The 22,741-nt window shown below is 63.5% G+C and carries 24 protein-coding genes; 16 read left to right on the top strand and 8 right to left on the bottom strand.

All coding sequences use genetic code 11. The features are described from left to right. Positions 1–4: 4 nt before the first annotated feature. The 4 genes from BKY27_RS14160 to BKY27_RS14145 all read right to left on the bottom strand — a co-directional run bounded on the left by BKY27_RS14160 (position 5) and on the right by BKY27_RS14145 (position 4,645). The gene (locus BKY27_RS14160; RefSeq protein WP_071675150.1) at positions 5–961 is read right to left on the bottom strand and encodes an SPOR domain-containing protein; all 957 of its coding nucleotides are present in this window, start codon (positions 959–961) and stop codon (positions 5–7) included. Between the two features lie 123 nt (positions 962–1,084). Then, positions 1,085–2,815: an arginine--tRNA ligase gene (gene argS / locus BKY27_RS14155; RefSeq protein ID WP_071675149.1), complete on the bottom strand. Its 1,731-nt coding sequence runs from the start codon at positions 2,813–2,815 to the stop codon at positions 1,085–1,087. A 226-nt stretch (positions 2,816–3,041) separates the two neighbouring features. Further along, complete coding sequence (locus BKY27_RS14150) at positions 3,042–3,446, bottom strand: hypothetical protein (protein WP_071675148.1); 405 nt, start codon at positions 3,444–3,446, stop codon at positions 3,042–3,044. A gap of 56 nt (positions 3,447–3,502) precedes the next feature. After that, positions 3,503–4,645 (bottom strand): deoxyguanosinetriphosphate triphosphohydrolase, encoded by a 1,143-nt coding sequence (locus BKY27_RS14145; protein WP_071675147.1) that lies wholly within the window; start codon positions 4,643–4,645, stop codon positions 3,503–3,505. 197 nt (positions 4,646–4,842) lie between these two features. On the opposite strand from BKY27_RS14145, the gene BKY27_RS14140 reads away from it, so the two are divergent. Both BKY27_RS14140 and BKY27_RS14135 read left to right on the top strand, forming a co-directional pair. After that, positions 4,843–5,172 carry a HesB/IscA family protein gene (locus BKY27_RS14140; RefSeq protein ID WP_071675146.1) on the top strand — a complete coding sequence of 110 codons (330 nt, stop codon included), beginning with the start codon at positions 4,843–4,845 and terminating at the stop codon, positions 5,170–5,172. Between the two features lie 87 nt (positions 5,173–5,259). After that, positions 5,260–5,649 (top strand): SpoIIAA family protein, encoded by a 390-nt coding sequence (locus BKY27_RS14135; protein WP_071675145.1) that lies wholly within the window; start codon positions 5,260–5,262, stop codon positions 5,647–5,649. 24 nt (positions 5,650–5,673) lie between these two features. Here the strand turns inward: BKY27_RS14135 and BKY27_RS14130 are convergent, their stop codons facing one another. Continuing rightward, entirely contained in the window at positions 5,674–6,930 is a 1,257-nt protein-coding gene (locus BKY27_RS14130; protein WP_071675144.1) for a hypothetical protein, read from the bottom strand. Between the two features lie 245 nt (positions 6,931–7,175). On the opposite strand from BKY27_RS14130, the gene xth reads away from it, so the two are divergent. Next, positions 7,176–7,958, top strand: coding sequence for an exodeoxyribonuclease III (gene xth, locus BKY27_RS14125; protein ID WP_071675143.1), 783 nt, complete (start codon positions 7,176–7,178; stop codon positions 7,956–7,958). A 3-nt stretch (positions 7,959–7,961) separates the two neighbouring features. Here xth and BKY27_RS14120 read toward each other — a convergent pair whose 3' ends face one another. Continuing rightward, complete coding sequence (locus tag BKY27_RS14120; RefSeq protein WP_071675142.1) at positions 7,962–8,231, bottom strand: usg protein; 270 nt, start codon at positions 8,229–8,231, stop codon at positions 7,962–7,964. A 194-nt stretch (positions 8,232–8,425) separates the two neighbouring features. On the opposite strand from BKY27_RS14120, the gene gyrA reads away from it, so the two are divergent. The 8 genes from gyrA to gluQRS all read left to right on the top strand — a co-directional run bounded on the left by gyrA (position 8,426) and on the right by gluQRS (position 16,840). Next, entirely contained in the window at positions 8,426–11,170 is a 2,745-nt protein-coding gene (gene gyrA / locus BKY27_RS14115) for a DNA gyrase subunit A (protein ID WP_071675141.1), read from the top strand. Further along, positions 11,157–11,546, top strand: a complete 390-nt coding sequence (locus BKY27_RS14110; protein WP_071675140.1) for a VOC family protein — start codon at positions 11,157–11,159, stop codon at positions 11,544–11,546. The genes gyrA and BKY27_RS14110 overlap by 14 nt, the downstream gene beginning before the upstream one ends. Before the next feature lie 184 nt (positions 11,547–11,730). After that, complete coding sequence (locus tag BKY27_RS14105; RefSeq protein ID WP_146636253.1) at positions 11,731–12,330, top strand: DoxX family protein; 600 nt, start codon at positions 11,731–11,733, stop codon at positions 12,328–12,330. Between the two features lie 242 nt (positions 12,331–12,572). Then, positions 12,573–12,989, top strand: a complete 417-nt coding sequence (locus BKY27_RS14100) for a hypothetical protein (protein ID WP_071675138.1) — start codon at positions 12,573–12,575, stop codon at positions 12,987–12,989. Positions 12,990–13,139: 150 nt separating this feature from the next. Further along, entirely contained in the window at positions 13,140–13,976 is an 837-nt protein-coding gene (locus BKY27_RS14095) for a LysR family transcriptional regulator (protein WP_071675137.1), read from the top strand. Positions 13,977–14,124: 148 nt separating this feature from the next. Then, positions 14,125–14,517: a hypothetical protein gene (locus BKY27_RS14090; RefSeq protein WP_071675136.1), complete on the top strand. Its 393-nt coding sequence runs from the start codon at positions 14,125–14,127 to the stop codon at positions 14,515–14,517. Positions 14,518–14,568: 51 nt separating this feature from the next. Continuing rightward, on the top strand, positions 14,569–15,927 hold the full coding sequence (gene trmFO, locus BKY27_RS14085) for a methylenetetrahydrofolate--tRNA-(uracil(54)-C(5))-methyltransferase (FADH(2)-oxidizing) TrmFO (RefSeq protein WP_071675135.1): 1,359 nt from the start codon (positions 14,569–14,571) through the stop codon (positions 15,925–15,927). Continuing rightward, on the top strand, positions 15,902–16,840 hold the full coding sequence (gene gluQRS, locus BKY27_RS14080; protein WP_071675134.1) for a tRNA glutamyl-Q(34) synthetase GluQRS: 939 nt from the start codon (positions 15,902–15,904) through the stop codon (positions 16,838–16,840). The genes trmFO and gluQRS overlap by 26 nt, the downstream gene beginning before the upstream one ends. A gap of 105 nt (positions 16,841–16,945) precedes the next feature. Here gluQRS and hisI read toward each other — a convergent pair whose 3' ends face one another. After that, positions 16,946–17,305, bottom strand: a complete 360-nt coding sequence (gene hisI, locus BKY27_RS14075) for a phosphoribosyl-AMP cyclohydrolase (protein WP_071675133.1) — start codon at positions 17,303–17,305, stop codon at positions 16,946–16,948. 66 nt (positions 17,306–17,371) lie between these two features. Here hisI and BKY27_RS14070 point away from each other — a divergent pair, with 66 nt between their 5' ends. The 5 genes from BKY27_RS14070 (at position 17,372) to BKY27_RS14050 (ending at position 21,776) form a co-directional block, all read left to right on the top strand. Then, complete coding sequence (locus BKY27_RS14070; RefSeq protein WP_071675132.1) at positions 17,372–17,824, top strand: iron-sulfur cluster assembly scaffold protein; 453 nt, start codon at positions 17,372–17,374, stop codon at positions 17,822–17,824. A 121-nt stretch (positions 17,825–17,945) separates the two neighbouring features. Next, positions 17,946–18,812: an FAD binding domain-containing protein gene (locus BKY27_RS14065; protein ID WP_071675131.1), complete on the top strand. Its 867-nt coding sequence runs from the start codon at positions 17,946–17,948 to the stop codon at positions 18,810–18,812. Then, a complete protein-coding gene (locus tag BKY27_RS14060; RefSeq protein WP_071675130.1) occupies positions 18,809–19,288 on the top strand; it encodes a (2Fe-2S)-binding protein in 480 nt (159 codons plus the stop codon). Before BKY27_RS14065 ends, BKY27_RS14060 begins: the two co-directional genes overlap by 4 nt. Continuing rightward, entirely contained in the window at positions 19,288–21,531 is a 2,244-nt protein-coding gene (locus BKY27_RS14055; RefSeq protein ID WP_071675129.1) for a xanthine dehydrogenase family protein molybdopterin-binding subunit, read from the top strand. Before BKY27_RS14060 ends, BKY27_RS14055 begins: the two co-directional genes overlap by 1 nt. Next, positions 21,531–21,776, top strand: a complete 246-nt coding sequence (locus BKY27_RS14050; RefSeq protein WP_071675128.1) for a MoaD/ThiS family protein — start codon at positions 21,531–21,533, stop codon at positions 21,774–21,776. Before BKY27_RS14055 ends, BKY27_RS14050 begins: the two co-directional genes overlap by 1 nt. 12 nt (positions 21,777–21,788) lie before the next feature. On the opposite strand, the gene BKY27_RS14045 is transcribed toward BKY27_RS14050, so the two are convergent. Beyond that, positions 21,789–22,640, bottom strand: a complete 852-nt coding sequence (locus BKY27_RS14045) for a LysR substrate-binding domain-containing protein (RefSeq protein WP_071675127.1) — start codon at positions 22,638–22,640, stop codon at positions 21,789–21,791. Positions 22,641–22,741 lie beyond the last annotated feature (101 nt).

Genomic DNA, 22,741 nt, shown 5'->3' with positions numbered 1-22,741 from the left:
CCGCTTACCGGACCGTGACGGGAATACAGGGCGCGCCCTGCGCGTTCAGCGCGGTGCAGAACCGGCGGGCATCGGACAGGTCGTCAAACCCATGCGCCCGCAGCCTGAAAAACTCGCGTCCGCCCGACATCGCCGCCTGAACCACCCGGTCCTTGTCGCGGAAGAAATCGGGATAAAGCCCTGCCAACCGCATCCATTCCGCGCGCGCCGTCTCGGCATCGTCAAACGCCCCAAGCTGGACCAGACGGGTGCCATTGGCCAGCGCCTCGGGGTCGAGGTCGGTCACGTCATCCGTCGCGGCCGAGGCGGTCGAGGTCACTGTCAGGCTCGCCACCGGCGCCCCGACCGAGGCCAGTTGCACCACATCCTCGGGCCGCAGCGGCGGGCGCGGCGAGCGGGCCACACCGGGCACCGTGGTGGGGATCACGTCGATCACCGGGCGCGCCGCCACCTCGGCCTCGACGGCCGCAGGCGCGCTGCCCCCATCGGCTGCCATCACCGGATCAAGCGGCACGGCTTCCTCCAGCAGTCGGTCGATCAGGGCCAGCGTTTCTTCGCTGGTCCCCTCGGTGGGGGGCGTCGCATCTTCCGGCAGGCTGGCCGAGGTCAGGTCGATTTCCTCAAGGTCCAGCGGCGCAGGCGCCAGCACGATCCGGTCCGCCGCGGGCGCGGCTTCGGCCCCTTCGCTGATGCGGTTCACGGCCAGCCCCTGATGGTCGGCGATGGTGCCGCCGGGATCGGCGGGGCGTTCCCGCATCGACCCTTGCAGCGCGCGGATCACCGGCACCCCGGACACGTCGCGCACCGTCAGTTGCCAGGCCCAGACCGACAGGCCCACGACCAGCGCCACCGACAAGAGCGCTCCGATCCAGTTGACGACAACCGCCAGACCGGACGCACCAATATGCCCCTCGGCCTCTGACCGCGGGGCGGACTCCTCGTAATAGTCTATATCTGCCATGCCTGCCCTCATTGCCCCGGCGCGGGCAGCCCGCCCAATGCGGCGCACCGGTCTTTTCTTAGCCTGCTCGTTCGCCCGTCTACGCTTGATATTCTGGCCGCCCCGGTTTGTCCGGGGCTCGCCTCAGCGCATTTCTTCGACCGGCGTCACACCAAGAATACCAAGCCCGTTGGAAATAACAACCTGAACGGCACCGATGAGGGCGAGTTTTGCTTTCGAGGCAACAGGATCGTCCTCTTGCAGGAACCGCAGCGCAGGCTCGGCGTTGCCCTTGTTCCACAGCCCGTGGAAGTCGCTGGCAAGGTCATAGAGGTAAAAGGCCACGCGATGCGGCTCATGCGCGGCGGCGGCGGTTTCCACGATCCGCGGCCATTCCGCCAGTTTCGCGGCCAGCGCGAACTCTGCCGGATGGGCGATGCTGGACAGGTCCGACGCATCCGCCGCGATCCCCGCCTCAGCCGCCTTGCGCTGCACCGAACGGATCCGGGCATGGGCGTATTGCACGTAGAAAACCGGGTTTTCCTTGGACTGCTCGCGCACCTTGTCGAAATCGAAATCCAGCGGGGCGTCGTTCTTGCGCGTCAGCATGACAAAGCGGGTCACGTCCGGGCCCACCATCTCGACCACGTCGCGCAGTGTCACGAAGGTGCCTGCGCGCTTCGACATCTTGAACGGTGCGCCGTTCTTGTAGAGCTTGACCAGTTGCGTCAGCTTGATGTCCAGCGGCACACGCCCTTCGGACAGCGCCGAGACGGCCGCCTTCATTCGCTTGACATAGCCGCCATGGTCGGCCCCGAAAATGTCGATGAGCTGATCGAAGCCGCGCTGCACCTTGTCGTAGTGATAGGCGATATCCGGCGCGAAATAGGTCCAGGCCCCGTCCGATTTCATGATCGGCCGGTCCACGTCGTCGCCGTAGTCGGTCGATTTGAACAGGGTCTGTTCGCGCGGTTCCCAATCCTCGGGCGTCTTGCCCTTGGGCGGTTCCAGCACACCCTTGTAGATCAGGCCCTTGCCCTCCAGATCCTCGATGGCCGCTTCGATCCGACCGGTGCCATAAAGCGACTTCTCGGAATAAAAGACATCCATCTTCACGCCAAGCGCCAACAGGTCCGCGCGGATCAACTCCATCATCGCGTCGGTGGCAAAGTCGCGCACCGCGACCAGCCAGTCGGATTCCGGCTTGCCGATATAAGCCTCGCCCACCTTGGCTTTCAGGTTTTCCCCGACCTCGATCAGGTAATCGCCCGGATAGGTGCCATCCTCGAACGCGACCTCCTGCCCATGCGCCTCCAGGTAGCGCAGGTAGACCGACCGCGCCAGCACATCGACCTGCGCGCCGCCGTCGTTGATATAGTATTCCCGCGTCACCGCGTGGCCCGCGAAATCCAGCAGACTCGCCAGTGCATCGCCAAACACCGCCCCACGCGTATGGCCCACATGCAGCGGCCCGGTGGGGTTGGCCGAGACAAATTCGACATTCACCTTCTGCCCCTGCCCCATCTCGGACCGGCCATAGGCGTCGCCCGCCGACAAGACCGCCGTGATCACGCCACGCCACGTTTCGTCCGACAGCCGCAAGTTCAGAAAGCCGGGCCCCGCCACGTCCACCGTCTCGACCCGTGCGTCGGCGGCCAGCTTGCCTGCCAGCGCCTCGGCAATGTCGCGCGGCTTCATCTTGGCGGGCTTGGCCAGCACCATCGCGGCATTGGTCGCCATGTCGCCATGCGCTGCATCGCGGGGCGGTTCGACGGCCACATTGGTCATGTCCAGCCCGGTGGGCAGCGCGCCCTCGGCACAGAGCGTTTCGAGGCTTTCGATCACGAGCGCGCGGATATCGGCAAAAAGGGTCATGTCTGGTGTCCTGATTGGTTGGGCGCGGTTTACCACGCAAGCGCCAGAGGTCAATCACCCCGCGCCAAGCCGCAGGTCGTCCTCGGGTCAAGACGCGCAGCGCCCCCCCTGGTCGGCGCGCCCAAAGGCGCGGCGAAATCGGCAAATCATATGCACGGGGGGTGTACAGGGGGTGTACGCCCGGTGTACCGGCGGCACCCCTCTGTTTTGGCGGCTTTTGCGCCCGTTACTTGCTGCCGCCCCCCGGCGCGGGGGATGAGGGGGTGGATGGGGCCGGGGCAGTCGTCGGACCGCAATAGGCATAGGTCGCCGCCCAATGCTCCTGCACGAAGACCAGGCCGTTTTCCCAATCCGGCATGATCAGGTAGCGCGCCGTCCAGCTCTCGCCTTCCCCCGCACATTGCCCATCCCACAAATAGGCTGCCTCCATCCCGCGCACAGGCTCGGGGTTGGACAGGGAACAGGCGCTTTCATAAAACAGGATCTCACGGCCCGTGATCTCTAAAACCCCATCGCTATAAGGGTTTCCGCTGCATGTTTCCAGCTCGAAGCGTCCCTGCGGCACCTCTTGCGCGGCGGCGGTCAGGGGGATCAGGGCCAGCAGCGCGGCCCTCGTCAAGATGCGTATCACCGGTCAATCTCCTTCAAGCAAAGCCTGGAAAAGACAAGCACGCGCGCCTCGGCCTGTCACGCGTTTTTGCTGAGCAGTTTGTGCTGCTCCAACGCAAACCGGTCCGTCATTCCCGCGATATAGTCCGACACCAGCCGCGCCCGCGCGGTCTCGTCCCGCGCAACCTCTACATCCGCTTTCCATTCCTCCGGCAACAACTCCGGCCGCGCCATGAACAGCGGGAAAAGTTGCTCCACCACCATCGTCACCCGCCGGCGCATTTCGACCACCGAAGGCGCGCGATACATGCGGGAAAACAGGAAGGCCCGGATCTCCTTCAACTGGCCAAAGAGGGTGTCGGAAAAGCGCACCATCGGCACGCCAAGATGCCTTAAAACCTCGACATTTTCGGGTGCGGCCTCGGCCAGTCGGGCGCGCGAGACGTCGATCACGTCCGACACCATCACGCCGAAAACCCGCCTCAGCGCCTCGGCGCGGCGGCGTTTGCGGTCCAGCCCGGGATAGAGCCGATCCACCTCGCGATAGGCGTCCCCCACGATCGGCAGCTCCGCCGCCTCGGCATCGGTGAACAGCCCAGCCCGCAAGCCATCGGCCAGATCGTGGTTGTTATAGGCGATGTCGTCCGACACCGCGGCCACCTGCGCCTCGCCGCTGGCATGGCTGTGCAATTCAAGGTCGTGCCGCGCGTTGTAATCGGCCAAGGCATAGGGCAGATCCCCCACCACCGGACCGTTATGTTTGGCGATGCCTTCCAGCGTTTCCCATGTCAGGTTCAGCCCGTCGAAACAGGCATAGCTGCGTTCAAGCGACGTCACGATCCGCAATGCCTGTGCGTTGTGGTCGAACCCGCCGAAGGGTGCCATCAGCGCATCCAGCGCGTCCTCGCCGGTGTGGCCAAAAGGCGTGTGGCCAAGGTCATGGGCCAACGCCACGGCTTCGGTCAGGTCTTCGTTCAGGCCAAGGGCGCGGGCAATGGTGCGCGCCACCTGTGCCACCTCGATGGAATGGGTCAAGCGGGTGCGGAAATAGTCGCCCTCATGTTCGACAAACACCTGTGTCTTGTGTTTGAGACGGCGAAAGGCGCCGGCGTGAATGATCCGATCGCGGTCGCGTTGAAACGGCGCGCGAAAGGCGCTCTCTTCTTCCGGCCACAGCCGCCCCCGGCTGCCCTCTGCTGTGCAGGCATATTCTGCCATCATGTGCCCCGGTCTCCTGCTGTGATGTCCGCTCGGCTCTGACGGCCGGAATTATCCGCAGGCTATAACAGTGGCCGCGCCCACTGGCGAGGGGGGACGCCCGCCTGTGATGGATGGACCATGCTCTGCCCCCTTGAGGCCCCTGCCCCACGCGCCTATCTTGCCCAAGACGCGAGACCACTTTCAGGACCTGCCGACCCATGTTGACCCTGCCACCCAAAGTCACCGACCGCGCCTTTGCCCGGATCGCCGAAATCAACGCGGCCTCGGGCGGGGGCAAGGCGCTGCGCGTCGCTGTAGAGGGCGGCGGGTGTTCCGGGTTTCAATACGATATCACTCTGGATGACCCGGCCGAAGATGACCTTGTCTTGGAACGTGATGGGCAAAAGGTCGTCGTCGATTCCGTGTCGCTTCCCTTCCTGTCCGAGGCCGTGATCGACTTTTCCGAGGAACTGATCGGCGCGCGGTTCACCATCGACAACCCCAATGCGACCTCGTCTTGTGGCTGCGGCACGTCCTTTTCGATGTAGCGGCAAGGACCGTGCGTTTGACCCGGATCAAGGCAAGGCCGCCGCGACCGGCGCAGGGTCGCCAATAGCAACAACAGGAAAGCAGCCATGACCCAACCCACCTTTACCGCCGAGCTCGAGTCGCCCAACCTTGTGGTGATGGAGGCCACCGGCGCCATGGATTCCGTCTCGATGGAGGTGGCGCTGGACATGCTGGTGCCCGTGGTCAAGGACATGAACCATGGCGGCATGTTGTTGCGCGCCGAGGGTGTCGAATGGCCCTCGCTCGGGGCGATCGGGGTCGAACTGCGCCACTGGGTGCAGTTGATGGCGATGATCCGCAAGGTCGACCGGGTGGCGGTGCTGACCGGCGACGGCTGGATGCGCAACCTCGCCGCGGTCGAGAGCTTTCTGGTTCCCAATCTGGAAATCCGTTCTTTCGGCCTGGACGACGAGGCGGGCGCGCGGGCTTGGTTGGCCGAGGGACTGGCCGACTGACAGGCCGCGCAGCCCCCCCCGGCCCTAGTTGCCGGTGGCCTGCATGGTGCGAAAGTTCGTGGCCGGGGCCTCTGGCAAGGTGCCGAGACTGCGCAGGAGACCAAGCGTATCGCCGGGGGCAAAGCCCGCCTCGAACGCTTCGGCGGCGTCGGCAAGGCGCATCAAGGCGCCACTGTCCAGGTTACCGGACGAGAGGTGGCCGATCAGGGCCTCTGGCGTATTCGCGGCCGCAACAGCCGACGGTTGGGATGCGGGCGGCACATCTGCCGTGATCGCCATGTCGGGCGCTGTGGGTGGCGCGTTCTCGCCCCCTTCCGCCGCGCCCGGCCCAACCATATCCTCAGCCAAAATCATCGGCGCGACCGCTGCCACGCTGGCGTGGGACTGCGTTTCCAGAAAAGCGGCCTGCGCCTCAAGCCGGTTTTGCGCACGGGTCATCAACTGGTCCCGCAGCGGCCCCTGCTCGGTAAGGGCGGCCAGGCGAAGCAGCGGCGCCACGGGTTGCGCGGACAGGCATTCCTCGGACGCGATCCGGTCAAGCCCCACGGGCAGGGTCACCCCGTCCGGCAATCCGAACAAGCGCACCAGCAGCTCGGCCTCGACGACCAGCGCGCGCCGGTCTGCAGCGGCACCGTCGCCCTGCTGTTCAAGCCCTTGCGCCCGTGCCGCCAGCCACGAATAGGCGCTCGCCGCCGGATGGCTGTCGGGCAGACCCGGAATGTTGGGGGTCGGCACCAACTGCAAGGCAGCGATGGCCGAGGGGTCGGGGCTGTCGGATGCGGCCCAAACGCTGTCGGCCTCGTCGAGTGCGTGATAATAAAGCGCATCACAACAGCCGACCTCTTGCGCCATATCCGTCCAAGCGGCGCGGTCGGTCAGGCGGGAAACGTCGTCATCCTGCCAACCCGGCATTGCCGCCGCCACGGTCTGCACGCGCTCCAGCGCCTGTGACAGAACGGTCTCGGCCTCGGTTTGGGTAACGGCGCCGGTCGCAACAGCAAGCGACCAGTCATTCAGAACCTCGGCCTGGGTGGCATAGAACAGGTCATACTGGCTCCAACGGTCTTGCAGCAGCGTGCTCCAATTATCGAGGTAGCGCTCCGAAAATGCGATGTCGTGAACGCTGAAGGAATGCGACAGGCGGACCCTGATCCGGGCCGGGGCCAAACTTGGCGAAATCCGCTCGGAAAGGCCCGCCAGCTCGGCGCGGACGGCGGCGACGGCGGCCGGTTCGGTTTCCGGGGTTTGGGCCGCAACAGGGCCGGACAACACGATGAGCACTGGCAGGACAAGGCAAAGCGCGCCTCGCAGAGGACGCGCGAGGATGCCCCCGCCGCGAGCGGGGCGGAATTGACTGGGCAAAGCACTTTGTCTGTTGTGTATCTGGGGCAAGAAGGGACTCGGGGCATTAGGATTGGGTCTTCTTTTAGTGTCTCATAAACACTTTAATTGCAACCCCTCTTGGAATCCGGCAGCCAACCGGCGAAACTCAGCCGACAGCCCATAGCGCCAGAAACGGATCTCTCATGAAAATCGCCACCTTCAACATCAACGGGATCAAGGCCCGCCACGCGGCCCTTTGCGACTGGCTGGACGAGGCCGAGCCGGATGTGGCGCTGTTGCAGGAAATCAAGTCGGTGGACGAGACCTTCCCGCGTGAGTTGTTCGAGGACCGGGGATACAACGTTGAAACCCATGGTCAAAAAGGCTTCAATGGAGTGGCGATCCTGTCCAAGCTGCCGCTGGAGGACGTGACGCGCGGCCTGCCCGGCGATGACGAGGATGTCCAAGCCCGCTGGATCGAGGCCACCGTGGTGGGCGATCACGATGCCGTGCGGCTGTGCGGACTGTACCTGCCCAACGGCAACCCCTGCCCAGGCCCGAAATACGACTACAAGCTGGCGTGGATGGCCCGGATGGAGGCGCGGGCCAAAGAGCTTTTGGCCAGCGAGATGCCGGTCGTCATGGCGGGCGATTACAACATCATCCCACAGGATGAAGACGCCGCCCGCCCCGAGGCGTGGCAAGACGATGCGCTGGCGCGGCCCGAAAGCCGCGCCGCCTTTCGCCGGATCCTGAACCTCGGCTTTACCGAAGCGTTCCGCGCGCGGGTGCAGACACCCGAGCAGTATTCGTTCTGGGACTACCAGGCCGGCGCATGGCAACGCAATGACGGCATCCGCATCGACCACCTGTTGCTGAGCGCGCAGGCCGCCGACCTGCTGCAAGACTGCCAGATCGACAAGGAGATTCGCGGACGTGAAAAGCCCTCGGACCATGTGCCGGTCTGGATTGACCTGGCAGCCTAGACGCTAGTGAATCGGAAACTCTCCCACGACATTGCGCCATTCACCGGGTGAAATCATCTTGCGATGAGTGAAGCGGACGGAATGCAAGGGGCCTTCGATCTCATCGCGCCAGAACTCGATAAAGGAAAACAGCCTCGGATGATCGGGGGCGAGGTCGTAATCCTGCCAGATAAAGCTGTTCAGCACATGCGGATAGTCGGGCATGTGGTAGAACATCTCGGCCGTGGTCAGCCCATAGCCCTTGAGCATCAATTCGGTGGGGGTGTCGGACATTTCGTGCCTCTTTCTTGTCTGCTGCAACAAGAATGATGCCCGGCTTTCTCTAAAAATCAATTAAAACAAACTGTTATCAACCTGCCCCCATGAGTGCCAGTGGTCTTGATCACGGGCCATTGCACCCCATATCCCGGCCCTTTATAGTGCCCTACAACAATATATAGACGCGCGACAAGAAGCGAGCATCAGGCGTGACCGACACTCCAGAACCCCCTGAAAACATGGATGAATCCGGGGCGACCCCTCCGGGTCCCCTGGGGCCGCAGATTTCGATTGCCGACGAGATGAAAGCCTCGTTCATCGACTATGCGATGAGCGTGATCATTTCGCGGGCCATCCCCGACCTGCGCGACGGGTTGAAGCCTGTACACCGGCGCATCCTCTACGCGATGCACGAGGTCGGCAACACGCATGACAAGCCGTATCGCAAATCCTCGCGTCCCGTGGCCGACGCCATGGGCAAGTATCACCCGCATGGCGACAGCGCGATCTATGACGCGCTGGTGCGGATGGCGCAGGATTTTTCGATGTCCCTGCCGCTGCTCGACGGTCAGGGCAATTTTGGCTCGATGGACGGGGACAAGGCCGCCGCCTTCCGCTACACCGAGGTGCGGATGGCCAAGTCTGCCAGCGCGATGCTGGCCGATATCGACAAGGACACCGTCGATTTTCAAGACAACTACGACGGCAAGGACCGCGAACCGACGGTCTTGCCGGCGCGCTTTCCCAACATGCTGGTCAACGGTGCGGGCGGGATTGCCGTCGGCATGGCCACCAATATTCCGCCCCACAACCTTGGCGAAGTGATCGACGCCTGCCAGGCGCTGATCGAGAATGCAGATCTCAGCAGCGAACAGCTGATGGACTATATCCCTGCCCCGGATTTCCCGACCGGCGGCATCATCCTTGGCCGCTCCGGCGCGCGGAAGGCCTATCTTGAAGGGCGCGGCAGCGTCGTCATCCGGGCCAAGACCCGGATCGAAGAGATTCGCAAGGACCGCTACGCCATCGTTCTGGACGAGATCCCCTATCAGGTGAACAAGGCCACGATGATCGAGAAGATCGCGGAGCTGGTCCGCGAGAAAAAGCTCGAAGGCATTTCCGCCGTGCAGGACGAATCTGACCGGATCGGCGTTCGTGTGGTGATCGAACTCAAGCGGGATGCGACCCCGGAAGTGGTGCTGAACCAGCTTTTCCGCTTTACCCAGATGCAGACAAGTTTTGGCTGCAACATGCTGGCGCTGAATGGCGGACGGCCCGAACAGTTGACGCTGCGCGGCTTCCTGACCGCCTTCCTCGACTTCCGCGAAGAGGTGGTGGCGCGGCGCACGGCCTACGAACTGCGCAAGGCCCGCGAACGGTCGCATATCCTGTGCGGTCTGGCCGTTGCCGTGTCGAACGTGGACGAGGTAGTCGCCACGATCCGCCGTTCTGCCGATGCCGCCGAAGCGCGTGAGGCCCTGATGACCCGCCGTTGGCCAGCGGCCGAGATCGCCGATTACATCAAGCTGATCGACGACCCGACCCACAAGATCAACGACGACGGTACCTACAACCTGTCGGAAACACAGGCCCGCGCGATCCTTGAGTTGCGCCTGCAACGCCTGACCCAGATCGGGGTCAAGGAAGTCACCGACGAGCTGGCGGAACTGGCCGAGAAGATCAAGGACTACCTCGCCATCCTTGCCAGCCGCGACCGCATCCTGTCGATCATCAGCGCCGAACTGGCCGAGGTGCGCGAGCAGTTTGCCGTGCCTCGCCGCACCCAGATTCTCGACTGGTCCGGCGACATGGAAGACGAAGACCTGATCGAGCGCGAGGACATGGTCGTGACCGTGACGTCGGGCGGCTACATCAAGCGCACGCCACTGGCCGATTTCCGCGCCCAGAAGCGTGGCGGCAAGGGGCTGTCGGGGGGCGAACTGAAGGAAGACGACGTGGTCACCAACCTCTTCGTCGCCAACACCCACACGCCGCTGCTGTTCTTCACCACCGACGGGATGGTCTACAAGCTGAAGACCTGGCGTTTGCCGCAGGGCGGGCGCACGTCCAAGGGCAAGGCCATCGTCAACATCCTGCCGATCCCGACCGGCGTGTCGATCGCGGCGATCATGCCCATCGACCGGGACGAGGACCATTGGGACGAATTGCAGGTGGTCTTCGCCACCTCGGCGGGCGATGTGCGCCGCAATGCGCTGTCGGACTTCACCAATGTGATGCGCAACGGCAAGATCGCGATGAAACTGCCCGAAGACGGATCTGTCAGCCTGGTCAACGCACGCATCTGCGCCGATGACGACGACGTCATGCTGGTCACCGACTCGGGCCGCGCGATCCGCTTCCGCAGCACCGATGTGCGGGTCTTCAAGGGCCGCGATTCCACCGGCGTGCGGGGCATCCGCCTGAACGGTGACGACGCGGTGGTTTCGATGGCCGTGATCCGCCATTTCGAGGCCAGCGCAGAAGAACGCGCCGCTTACCTCAAACAGCGCCGCCTGATGGCCGGGGCGACCGAGGACGAAGAGGTCGAGGACGAGGAAGACGTGGCCGAAGGCCAGTTGTCGCCCGACCGCTACGCCGAGATGTCGGCGGCGGAAGACCTGATCCTGACGATCACCGCCAAGGGCTCTGGCAAGCTGTCGTCGAGCCATGACTACCCTGTGCGCGGGCGCGGGGGCCAAGGTGTGGCGGCCATCGACAGGGCCATGCGCGGTGGCCATCTGGTTGCGTGCTTCCCGGTCGAAATGAGCGACCAGATCATGCTGGCCACGTCTCGCGGCCAGTCGATCCGCTGCCCCGTCGAGGGCATCTCGTTCCGCTCGCGCTCGGCCGGTGGTGTCAAGGTGTTCAACACCGCCAAGGGCGAAGAGGTGGTCTCGGTTGCGTGGATCGCCGAGCAGGGCGAGGACGACGACGAGGACAATGGCGAGGGCTGATCTCGCCCGCGTCGCCTTTCTGGCGCGCGACTATGACGAGGCGATTGCCTGGTTCCGCGATGCGCTCGGCTGGCAATTGCTGGAAGACACCGACCAAGGCGGCGGCAAACGATGGGTCCGCATGGCCCCCGACGCCGCCAGCCCGACGCAGTTCCTGATTGCCCGCGCCGAAGGGGACCAGACCGCGCATGTTGGCCAGCACGCGGGCGGGCGCGTGGGGTATTTTCTGCACACGGATGACTTCGCCGCCACCGCCGCACGGATGGCTGCTGCGGGCGTTATATTCGAGGAGGCGCCGAGGTCAGAGCCTTACGGCACGGTCGCCGTCTTCCGCGACCTCTACGGCAACCGATGGGATCTGATCGAGCCGCGCTGAGTGCGAACGCCAAGGTTTCGCCTTAGTTCTGCCCAAGCCCCGCCGTGCCTTGGTGCCGCTTTTACCTCAAATCCAAACCAAATTTGACCCAATCCGGTCCCATAATTTCCTTGCTCGGGCGGCACACGCCCCCGCGCGCTCTTTTTGGGATCGGCACGTGTTCGCCGAGATGGGGATGTTTGGCATGTCTGATGACACCATGAGTAACGCGACCTTGAACAGCACCGCGCAGAACCTGCTGCGCATCGTAATCGCTTCCTACTTCCTTGCGGTCGGGTTGAACCTGATCCCCGGAACCAGTCTTGCCCCGCTCGCGGCGCAGGTGGTGCCGCCCCACGTTGCCGAGCCGCTGTCAGCCATGGTGGTCTTTGCCCTCGCCTTCCTCGTGATGATCGGCCTTTACATGCGCCCGGCGGCGTTGGTGCTGGGGCTGCTGACCTTTTTCGCCAGTTACCTGCGAATGATCGAGCTGGGGGTCGAGCAGGAACTGGGGGGCTTTTGGCGGGATCTTGGCCTGATCGCCGCACTGATGCTGACCTATGCCGAGAACGCCCCGCGCGACCGCCGCATGCGCAAGACCATTGGCCAAAAGATCACGCCGCGCCGCGTGCGGGTGGACCACAAGCCCGAGCGCCCGCGCCCGGCCCAAGCCAAGGCGCAAGACGCGGCCCCTGAGGACGTGCAGGTGGTTTTCTCCTCCTCCCGGCCCCGGCGCACGCCTTCGGTCCCCACGCTCGACAACGTCTTTTCCGACCTGCCCGCCCCCAACCCGGCGCGCAGCTGAGCGGCAGGCGGAAACGTGAACAATGTCGTTTACGGGTAATGACTGAGCAACCTATGAAAACCATGCCCTATCGAAAAAGACAGTGTTTGTTGCGATTTCGGGAACAGTGCTGCATTTCCAACGCCATTGCGTCTCACGTATCGCCAAGACTCCCTGAACCTTCCGCGCCGCTGGCCATCTCCTGCCTTAATTCCCGGTCAGATTGATAACCATCGAGCAACCTTTGCTAACGGGGCAATGTGATGAACAACCTTACCGAATGGCTTCGCCTGAACTTCCGGGTCTGCTTGTCGGCAACTCTGATGATCGAAGCTGCAATTGGCCTGGTCCCGCAACTGCGCGGCTGCAACCTGCCAAGCGTTGTCGGCGGCATGCAGGATCTGCAATACCATTCCGCCGCGCTGGCCGCCCTCTATTTCGTTCTGAGCTTCTGGCTAATCCTCGGCATCCGCACCTCGGTGGTCGCGGCGATGGCCATGGCATTACTGGTGATTCCCGCGATCATGACGAACCCGGATGGTGACCCCGCCCTTGCCGTCAAAATCACGCTGGTGTCGGTCTTCGCGGTCCCGCTGATCCTCTACGGCGGGGGGCGATACAGCCTCTACGAAGTGCACGAGGTCATGAACCTGCGCTCACCCAAGGCCGAAGAAGCCTGAAACAGTGGCCCGAATCAGCCCGGAATTGACGGATTGGGCGGTGTTACGCGACGTACGCCCAATCCATTGTCCATTTTGAATATATATCCTTGAGCAACCTTTAAACTCTGTTAACATGTAGGTGAAGATCACATAAAAGAGCCTTTCATCGTGCCGAACTGGGATGACTTCCGATTTTTTCTCGCCGTCCGAAAATGTGGAACGATGGTTGCTGCGGCCAAAGTGCTTGGAACGAATGTCGCGACCGTGTCGCGCCGGGTGGAGAGACTTGGACAGGAAATTGGCCTTCCATTATTCATAAAGGTTTCAGGGGCTTGGCAGCTCAACCCGGTTATGGAGCCGCTGGTCGCATTGGCGGAAAATTTTGAAGGTCGCCTTGCTTACGAACAGGCCAAATTGGATGGCCAAGCGAGCGCGGCGTCCCCCAGTCGGCTGAAACTTGGCGCACCGCCTTTTGTCGGTGCCGGAATCCTCGCCCCCTGCCTTGGCGCATCGCACCGGAACAATCCCAACATTGCCATTGACCTGTATGATCGGCCAACCGGTACAAGCTTGAATGAATTGGATATTTTGATCCGCGGCGGACCTCCGGAGCAAGGACGCCTGATCACTCGCCGGGTCGGTCACATTCACTATCGACTCTACCGGCATATCGAGAACGATGGCGGGACCGATTGGGTCGGGCTGACCACCGAATATGATTCATCCCCGCCGATGAAACTGGCGCAAGGCAGGTTCCAACGCCCACCCGTCATGCGTGCGAGCCAATTCAACCAGTTGCTGACATTTGCCTTGGCGACCCGTATGTCGGCCCCCCTTCCCGTGGCCTTGGGTGACTCCAACCCGCATTTGCGCGCCATCGAACCGGATATGGAGCCGGTTCGGATCGACTATTGGGCCGCGTACCATTCTTCCAGAAAGTCAGATTGCAATATCCACGAGACCCTGAAATGGATCGCGGAGTGTTTTAAAATTTCAGCAGGCTGAAATTTCTTGTCCTGGCAGCATCCCTGATGAATTTTCATGCTCCATTTTACGCAAAACAGGCTTTGCGAATTTACATCTGTTAACCGCCGCGCTCCTCGCTATACTTACCTAAATAGACAGGTTGACGTATACTCAGCGAGGCAAGTCCATGTCGGTTCGCACCTTCTCTCAGACCCTCTGTCGGCTGTTGCTGGCTCTTTCCTTTCTGGTCTTCTCCCTTGACTGTCTTGGGCTGATCAACGGCTACCGCAGCATTGGCATACGTGGTCTGCATGATGTGGAGTGGATGGGGGTCACCGTTCTATGCGCACTGATTCAGTTCGCGGCGGTCTGGCTGATGTTCGGTCTGCGCAGCCGCGTTGTGGCCTTGCTCGGGCTGGTCCTGATGATCGGCTTGCTGTTGTGGTTCGAAGCGCTCGGTGTGCAGACCTCCTATGGCAGCCTGCAAGTCGTCGCCAGCGCGGTCCTGGCTTTGCCGCTCTTCTTCCTCGGCGGCGGGCGGTTTGCGCTGTACCGCCGGGGTTGGGCCGATATCGTCTGAGTTGGACCGCGCGCTCTTGGCTTTGCGGCTTGGCTGGCCTACATCGCGCGCATGACAAAAACGATCCATATCATCGGCGGCGGCATGGCCGGGTCCGAGGCGGCGTGGCAAGCCATCACCATGGGCGTGCCCGTGGTGATCCACGAAATGCGCCCCACCGTCGGCACCTTCGCCCACCAGACCGGCAACCTTGCCGAGATGGTCTGTTCCAACTCCTTCCGCTCGGATGACGACGAACAGAACGCCGTTGGCCTGCTGCACTGGGAAATGCGCGCCGCTGGTGGCCTGATCATGGAAATGGCCGACCGCCACCGCCTGCCTGCGGGCGGCGCATTGGCCGTAGATCGAGAGCCCTTTGCCCAATCCGTGACCGACCGGCTGCGCGACCACCCCCTTGTGACCGTGTCCGAGGAAGAGGTCACCGCCCTGCCCGATGATGGCCCGGTGATCATCGCCACCGGTCCCCTGACTTCCGGCGCGCTGGCCGAGGCGATCGCCAAGGAAGCCGGCCAGGACAGCCTCGCCTTCTTCGACGCCATCGCCCCCATCATCCATGCCGACAGCATCGACATGTCCAAGGCCTGGATGCAGTCGCGCTATGACAAGGGCGAGACAGAGGAAGAGCGCACCGCCTATCTCAACTGCCCGATGGACCGTGACACATACGAGGCCTTCATCGACGCGCTGTTGGCCGCCGACAAGACCGAGTTCCACGAGGGCGAAACCGCGAAATATTTCGACGGCTGCCTGCCCATCGAGGTCATGGCCGAACGCGGTCGCGAGACCCTGCGCCACGGCCCCATGAAGCCCGTGGGCCTGACCAACCCGCACCAGCCCGACATCAAGGCGCACGCCATCGTGCAGCTGCGCCGCGACAACAAGCTTGGCACGCTGTTCAATATCGTGGGCTTCCAGACCAAGATGAAATACGGGGCGCAGACAGAGGTCTTGCGCATGATCCCGGGGCTGGAAAATGCCCGTTTCGCGCGGCTTGGTGGCATCCATCGCAACACCTTCATCAACTCGCCCACGCTGCTGGACCACGAGATGCGCCTGCGCTCCAAGCCCCATATTCGCTTCGCCGGCCAGATCACCGGGGTCGAGGGGTATGTAGAGTCCTCGGCCATGGGCCTATTAGCGGGCCGATTGGCCGCGGCCGAGGTGATGGGTCAAACCCTGCCCCCCGTTCCGCAGGACACCGCCATGGGCGCGCTCATCCATCACATCACCGGCGGGGCCGAGGCCAAGACCTTTCAGCCGATGAACGTGAATTTCGGGCTGTTCCCCCCCGTCGACCTCAAGGGCGGGCGCAAGAACCGCAAGGCCCGCTACAAAGGCTATACCGACCGCGCGAAAGTGGCGTGGCAGGGCTGGTTGTCGTCCCATGACGCGCAGCCCGCGCCTGCCTGACAGGCCCGTGATCGTCCGCACCCGCTTCGCCCCCTCCCCAACCGGCCCGCTGCATCTGGGCCATGCCTATTCGGCGCTGCTGGCGCATGACATGGCGCGGGCCGAGGGTGGCAACTTCCTGTTGCGGATCGAGGATATCGACCAGACCCGCGCCCGCCCTGAATGGGAAGACCTGATCTACGAAGACCTGACCTGGCTCGGCCTCACCTGGGACGGCCCGGTGATGCGCCAGAGCGACCGAATGCCGGTCTATGCTGCCGCGCTCGACGCCCTCTGGGCGCGTCACCTGCTTTACCCCTGCACCTGCACCCGCCGCGATATCGCCGAGGCGATGAACGCCCCGCAAGAAGGGACGCCCCCGGCGATAGGCCCTGACGGACCGGTCTATCCCGGGACATGCCGCGCGCATGCCCCGAAGGGGCCGGACCTGCTGTCGCGCCCAACCGGCCAGCATCTGCGGCTCGACATGGGGCACGCGGGCATGGTCTGCGAGCATCACGTTCTGGAGGACGAAGACGATCATTGGGGCCTGATGTTCCTGGAAACCGGCCCCACCCATCGCGGGCAGATTTTCACATCGCTGGGCCGTTTTCAGCGCGAGATTGGCGATATCGTCCTCTCCCGGCGCGATTTCGCCACCTCCTACCACTTGTCTGTGGTGATCGACGACGCCGCCCAAGACATCACCCACGTGGTGCGCGGCGAAGACCTGTTCGAGGCGACCCCGATCCACGTCCTGTTGCAACGCCTTCTGGGCCTGCCCACGCCGGTCTATCACCACCACCGGCTGATCCGGGACGAGACCGGCAAACGGCTGGCCAAACGGAACGACGCCTGCGCGATCCGCACCTATCGCGACGAAGGATTCACGCCTGCCGATATCCGCAGGATGGTGGGCCTGCCCGAAGGTTAACGAAAACCACCCTCGCTGCCGTTAACCTTAACGCGCGCCCTGCCCCTTCTTCTTGGCCAAAATACTCCCGCCGGAGGCATCCAACGCGGGCCAAAAGAACTGGTCTCAAACCATGGGCGCCATGATCTCCACCTCGTTCCCTTCACGGATCGCGGAATAGAAACAACTCCGCCGGTTGGTATGGCAGGCAGGGCCCGTCTGCCGGACCAGCGCCAGCAGGCAATCGCGGTCGCAATCAACACGCAGTTCCACCAGGTCCTGCACGTGCCCCGAGCTTTCGCCCTTCACCCAAAAACACGACCGTGAGCGCGACCAATAGGTCACGCGCCCGGTTTCAAGCGTCTTTGCCACCGCATCGGCAGTCATCCATGCCAGCATCAAAACCTCGCCGGTCGCTTCGTCCTGCGCAATGCAGGGCAACAGGCCATCGGCATTATAGGTCAGGGATTTCGGGTCAAACGACATGGTGGCCCCCTTTGCATTCCGGCATCGGACCGCTACCTATAGGGAACACGCGACAGGGGGAAGCCCATGAGCACCGAAAGCGACCTGATCAAGCTCTATTCACAACGTATTCTGGCACTGGCGGCGGATATTCCCCTGACCGACCGGCTCGACGCGCCGCAGGCCACCGTGCGCAAGCGCGCGCCGCTCTGCGGCTCGACCGTCACCGTGGATGTCGACATCGAAGACGGGCGCATTGCCCGGTTCGGCCAGGATGTGAAGGCCTGCGCGCTTGGGCAGGCATCGGCGGCGATCATGGCGTCGAACATCATCGGCCGCACCCGGACCGAGGTGGAAAATGGTCGGGACCAACTGCGCGCGATGCTGAAAGATGGCGCGGAACCGCCCGAGGCGCCTTTCACCGGCTATGACGTTCTGGAGCCTGCGCGGGACTACAAGAATCGCCACGCGTCGATCATGCTGGCGTTTGAAGCCACTGTCGAAGCCATGGCCCAGGCAGAGGCCGAAGCCTGCGCCTGAGGGGCGCTTCGGAAATTTGATCAAAGTGGATCGACATTCCCGAATGCTGCGCTAGGGTGTCGGCGAAGAACCACGCGTGGCCCCGCCGTGATCGGGGCGCGTCGCCTTTCGGGGAGATCACATGAACTACCACAGACCCACGAGTTTCGAGCAAGCCTCGACCATCGCAGGTGCCTCTGACGGCACCATCCGTTTCCTTGCCGGGGGCACCGATGTGCTGGTGCAATTGCGGGCCGACATCCTGACGCCGGACGACCTGATCGACATCAAGCATATCCCCGGCGTGAAGGACATTTCCCGCACCGACGATGGCGGCTGGCGCCTTGGCGTGGCGGTCTCGGGGGCCGAAATGACAGAACATGCCGAATTGTCGGCAGAGTGGCCCGGACTGGTCGAAGGCATGGACCTGATCGGGTCCACGCAGGTGCAAGGCCGCGCGACGCTGGCAGGCAACCTGTGCAACGGCTCTCCGGCGGCGGATTCCGTGCCCGGCATGATCGCGGCGGGCTGCACCGCCACCGTGACAGGCCCGAACGGCAGCCGGGAGGTGCCCGTCGAGGAGATTCCGACCGGCCCTGGCAAAACGGTACTGGCCAAGGGCGAATTGATTTCCGCCATCACCATCCCGGCGCGCGGCGCAAACGGAGGCGACGCCTATCTGCGCTTCATCCCGCGCACCGAAATGGACATCGCGGTGGTCGGCTGCGCGGTGAACCTGCGTCTCGACGGCGACACCATCGCGCAGGCGCGCGTGGCCCTTGGCGCGGTCGCCCCGACGGCCCGGCTGGTTGCCGAATGCGCCGACGCGATCATCGGCACCACGCTGGATGACGCGACGCTCGACGGGTTGGCGCACGCGGCCTCGGCCGCCTGTAGCCCCATCGACGACAAACGTGGCACCATCGAATTCCGTACCCATGTGGCAGGTGTGCTGGCAAAACGGGCGGCCAAGATCGCCTATGACCGGGCAAAAGGAGCAAGCGCATGAGCAAGCAACACATCACCGCCACCGTGAATGGCGACGAGGTCGAATTTCTCTGCGACACCCGTGAAACCCTGCTTGATTGTCTGCGCGACCACGCCGGCATCATGGGCGTCAAGGAAGGCTGCGGCACCGGCGATTGCGGTGCCTGTTCGGTAACTCTGGACGGCAGGCTGGTTTGTTCCTGCCTCGTGCTCGGGGTCGAGGCGGACGGAGCCGAGATCGGCACTGTCGAGGGCATCGCGGAGGGTGAAAAGCTGCACCCCCTGCAACGCAAGTTCATCGAACACGCGGCCCTGCAATGCGGGATCTGCACACCGGGCATTCTGGTCGCGGCCAAGAACCTGTTGGAAAAGAACCCCGACCCAACCGAGACCGAAATCCGGTACTGGCTGGCCGGCAACCTGTGCCGCTGCACCGGCTATGACAAGATCGTGCGCGCCGTGATGGATGCGGCTGCCGAAATGCGGGAGGCATCGTAATGGCTCTGGACGGACAAAAGACCGCCTACAAATACATCGGCACAACACCGGACCGCCCCGATGGGCTCGACAAGGTGACGGGCCGGGCGCGCTACGGCGCGGATATCTCGATGCCGGGGATGCTGCATGGCGCGGTGCTGCGCAGCCCGCACGCCCACGCGAGGATCGTCAAGATCGACGCCTCCAAGGCGTTGGCCCTGAAAGGTGTCAAGGCCGTGGTGACCCGCGCCGACTTCCCCGACGGATTGGACGGCGAGGACTGGAACCTGCAGGAAAACTGCATGGCCGGGGAAAAGGCGCTCTACGATGGGCATGCCGTCGCCGCTGTTGCCGCCACCTCGCCGCTGATCGCGCGCGACGCGGTCAAGCTGATCGAGGTGGATTACGAGGTTCTGCCTCACGTCACCGATGTGGATGCGGCGATGAAGGACGACGCGCCCGTCATCCGCGAAGGCGCGGCCGATTTCTCGGTGCCCGAGGGCCTGCATCCCAACGTGGTGCGCTATTTCGACTCCGGTCGGGGCGATCTCGACAAGGGCTTTGCCGAAGCCGATCTGATCATCGAACGCAGCTACACCACCGAAGCCGCGCACCAAGGCTATATCGAACCCCATGCCTGCCTTGGCCAAATGGGCGAGGATGGCCGGGGCGAGCTGTGGGTCTGCACCCAGGGCCACTGGTTCGTGCGCCGCATGTCCACCGCCGTTCTGGGCATCGAGACCACCAATATCCGCGTGACGCCCTCTGAAATAGGCGGCGGGTTCGGCGGCAAGACGACCGTGTTCATAGAACCGCTCTCGCTGGCCCTCAGCCGAAAGACGGGCGGCAAGCCGGTCAAGATGGTGATGAGCCGGAACGAAGTGCTGCGGGCGACGGGGCCGACCGCTTCGGCCTCGATGGACATCAAGATGGGCATGACGAAGGATGGCAAGATCACTGCCGCCCACGGCACGTTCCGCATGCAGGGCGGCGCCTTCCCCGGCGCACCGGTCGATGTGACAACCATGCTCGCCTTTGCCAATTACGACATCGAGAACGTGCATCACATCGGCTACGACGTGATCACCAACCGTCCGAAACAGGCCGCCTACCGCGCGCCTGGTGCTCCGATGGCGGCCTTCGCCACTGAAAGCACCATTGACGAACTGTGCCGAGAGCTTGGCCTCGACCCGATCGACACCCGCCTGAAAAATGCCGCGCGTGAAGGCACCCGTGCCACCTTCGGCCCGAAATTCGGGCCCATCGGTCTGGTGGAAACACTGGAGGCCGCCAAGACCCACCCCAACTATTCCGCGCCGCTCGGCCCCAATCAGGGGCGGGGCGTGGCCTCGGGCTATTGGATGAACTGGGGCGGTGAAACCTCTGCCTCCGTTGCGATTTCCGAGGACGGTACGGTCACTGTTTCCATCGGCACGCCCGATATCGGCGGCAGCCGGGCCTCGATGGCGCTGATGGCGGCGGAAGCCTTCGGCATTCCTTACGAGGACGTTCGCGTCAACATTTCGGACACCGGAGCGCTCGGCGTGAACGAACCGACCCATGGCAGCCGCGCGACCTATGCCAGCGGGCTTGCCACAATCCGCTCGGCCGAGGACTGTATCGGCAAGCTGTGCAAACGCGCGGCCGACAAATGGGGCATCGACCCCGAGGCGGTGATCTGGGAAGACGGCTGCGCCAAACCCTCTGGCCCCAATGCCGGGGAATTTCCGCCGATGTCCCTGGCTGAAATCGCGGGCGAGATGGGCTCGACCGGCGGGCCGATCTCGGGCCATTTCGAGGATTCCCCCGCTGGCTTCTCGGGCAGCTTCGGCACCCATGTCGTCGATGTCGAGGTCGATCCCGAAACCGGCCGCACGACCATCTTGCGCTATCTCGTGGTGCAAGACGCGGGCAAGGCCATCCACCCCGCCTATGTCGAGGGCCAGTTCCAGGGCGGTGCCGCTCAGGGCATCGGGTGGGCCTTGAACGAGGAATATATCTACGGCGAAGATGGCCGCCTGCAAAACCCGGTCTTCCTCGATTACCGCGTGCCGGTGGCCTCGGATCTGCCGATGATCGACACGGTGATCGTCGAGGTTCCGAACCCCGGCCACCCCTACGGCGTGCGCGGCGTCGGGGAAACCGGCATCACACCGCCGCTTCCGGCCGTCGCCAACGCAGTCCGCGAAGCGACCGGCAAGCGGATCTGCAACCTGCCGTTGCGCCCCTCTCGCGTATTGGCGGCGATCCAGGGCAAGGGCTGATGGCAGAAGTGCATCTCTGGTCCGGGCTTCGGTCGCTGGCAGATGGCAAGGAGATGGTGGAAGTGCCGGGCGCGACCGTGGGCCAGGTCCTTGACAGTCTGGTGGCGGCGCACCCGGGGCTGGAGCCTGCGCTCCAGCGCGGGGTTTCGGTCGCGGTGGATGGACAGATCGTGCCCAACAGCCGCAACCACCCCGTCGACCCGGACAGCGAGATCTTTCTGCTACAAAAACTGGCGGGCGGCTGACAGGCCGCCCCCTTACATCGCCTGATAGGCCCGGCGCACCATTTCGGCCAGTGCCTGAACCGGCTCGCTCTTGGCCGTTTCCGCCCCATACATGTTGATCTTGATCGTCGGCAGCGTAGGCAGGGCGCCGTTATGGTGGATTTCCTCGACATAGGGCGGTTCTGCCCCTTCGATACAGGCGTGAACCGCCAGATCGGCGCTGATCGAGGCCTCGACCGTGCGGCTTGAATCACTCTCGACCGCCATTTCCCACGTGATCCCGGCCCGATCCAACGCTTCCTGCACCGGCTTGCGAAAGATGCACAATTGCTCAAAGGCCAGCCGCAGGGGCCGCTGTCGCCATTCATGCCCGTTGATCGCGCCGACCCAGACAAGGGGGCGCTCCATCAAGGTCTCGCCGCCGCTGTCCAGTGCCGACTCGGTGGTCAAGGCAAGATGCACCTCGCCGCGTTCCAGCATTCGCCGCAAGCGCGAGGTGTAGGAGCTGACAAGTTGCACCTTCATCCGGGGGTAGGCCGCGTTGAACCGGTGTAAAACCTGCGGAATCGCCGGGTAAACGATGTCATGCGGCACACCGAGCATCAGTTCGCCCTCGTATTCGGTGGCCGTCAGCCGGGCCAGCACCTCGTCATTGAGGGTCAGCATCTTGCGGGCATAGCTGAGCATCTGCTCGCCCGCATTTGTCAGGGCCAGCTTGCGGGCGGTCCGGTCGAACAGCCCGACCCCGATGCTTTCTTCCAGTCTTTTCAATTGCATGGAGACTGCGGATTGGGTCAGGTTCAGCAACCCGCTGGCCTTGGTGACCCCGCCCGCATCCGAGACGGTGACAAAGGCACGCAGCGCAGTCATGTCGAGGTTTCTCATGGGGTGGCCCTTTCCAATCTTACATCACGTTCTGTCATGTGTGTGTTCATAAACATTCATTTTCATAATGCAAATACCCGCTCTATATATCAAGCATCGAA

Source organism: Nioella nitratireducens, from assembly GCF_001879715.1.
Taxonomy (GTDB): Bacteria; Pseudomonadota; Alphaproteobacteria; order Rhodobacterales; family Rhodobacteraceae; genus Nioella; species Nioella nitratireducens.
Note: the sequence above shows the minus strand (reverse complement) of the source record. Positions and strands in the feature narration are given on the sequence as shown.

What these genes read in the sequence shown, in the direction of transcription:
- BKY27_RS14135 (WP_071675145.1), top strand. Translation starts at nt 5,260, where the DNA reads ATGACCCAACCCACCTTTACCGCCGAGCTCGAGTCGCCCAACCTTGTG.
- BKY27_RS14090 (WP_071675136.1), top strand. Translation starts at nt 14,125, where the DNA reads ATGTCGGTTCGCACCTTCTCTCAGACCCTCTGTCGGCTGTTGCTGGCT.
- BKY27_RS14160 (WP_071675150.1), bottom strand. Translation starts at nt 961, where the DNA reads ATGGCAGATATAGACTATTACGAGGAGTCCGCCCCGCGGTCAGAGGCC.
- trmFO (WP_071675135.1), top strand. Translation starts at nt 14,569, where the DNA reads ATGACAAAAACGATCCATATCATCGGCGGCGGCATGGCCGGGTCCGAG.
- BKY27_RS14120 (WP_071675142.1), bottom strand. Translation starts at nt 8,231, where the DNA reads ATGTCCGACACCCCCACCGAATTGATGCTCAAGGGCTATGGGCTGACC.
- BKY27_RS14045 (WP_071675127.1), bottom strand. Translation starts at nt 22,640, where the DNA reads ATGAGAAACCTCGACATGACTGCGCTGCGTGCCTTTGTCACCGTCTCG.
- hisI (WP_071675133.1), bottom strand. Translation starts at nt 17,305, where the DNA reads ATGTCGTTTGACCCGAAATCCCTGACCTATAATGCCGATGGCCTGTTG.
- BKY27_RS14050 (WP_071675128.1), top strand. Translation starts at nt 21,531, where the DNA reads ATGGCAGAAGTGCATCTCTGGTCCGGGCTTCGGTCGCTGGCAGATGGC.
- BKY27_RS14070 (WP_071675132.1), top strand. Translation starts at nt 17,372, where the DNA reads ATGAGCACCGAAAGCGACCTGATCAAGCTCTATTCACAACGTATTCTG.
- BKY27_RS14060 (WP_071675130.1), top strand. Translation starts at nt 18,809, where the DNA reads ATGAGCAAGCAACACATCACCGCCACCGTGAATGGCGACGAGGTCGAA.
- BKY27_RS14140 (WP_071675146.1), top strand. Translation starts at nt 4,843, where the DNA reads ATGTTGACCCTGCCACCCAAAGTCACCGACCGCGCCTTTGCCCGGATC.
- argS (WP_071675149.1), bottom strand. Translation starts at nt 2,815, where the DNA reads ATGACCCTTTTTGCCGATATCCGCGCGCTCGTGATCGAAAGCCTCGAA.
- BKY27_RS14105 (WP_146636253.1), top strand. Translation starts at nt 11,731, where the DNA reads ATGTCTGATGACACCATGAGTAACGCGACCTTGAACAGCACCGCGCAG.
- BKY27_RS14100 (WP_071675138.1), top strand. Translation starts at nt 12,573, where the DNA reads ATGAACAACCTTACCGAATGGCTTCGCCTGAACTTCCGGGTCTGCTTG.
- gluQRS (WP_071675134.1), top strand. Translation starts at nt 15,902, where the DNA reads ATGACGCGCAGCCCGCGCCTGCCTGACAGGCCCGTGATCGTCCGCACC.
- BKY27_RS14145 (WP_071675147.1), bottom strand. Translation starts at nt 4,645, where the DNA reads ATGATGGCAGAATATGCCTGCACAGCAGAGGGCAGCCGGGGGCGGCTG.
- BKY27_RS14110 (WP_071675140.1), top strand. Translation starts at nt 11,157, where the DNA reads ATGGCGAGGGCTGATCTCGCCCGCGTCGCCTTTCTGGCGCGCGACTAT.
- xth (WP_071675143.1), top strand. Translation starts at nt 7,176, where the DNA reads ATGAAAATCGCCACCTTCAACATCAACGGGATCAAGGCCCGCCACGCG.
- BKY27_RS14065 (WP_071675131.1), top strand. Translation starts at nt 17,946, where the DNA reads ATGAACTACCACAGACCCACGAGTTTCGAGCAAGCCTCGACCATCGCA.
- BKY27_RS14055 (WP_071675129.1), top strand. Translation starts at nt 19,288, where the DNA reads ATGGCTCTGGACGGACAAAAGACCGCCTACAAATACATCGGCACAACA.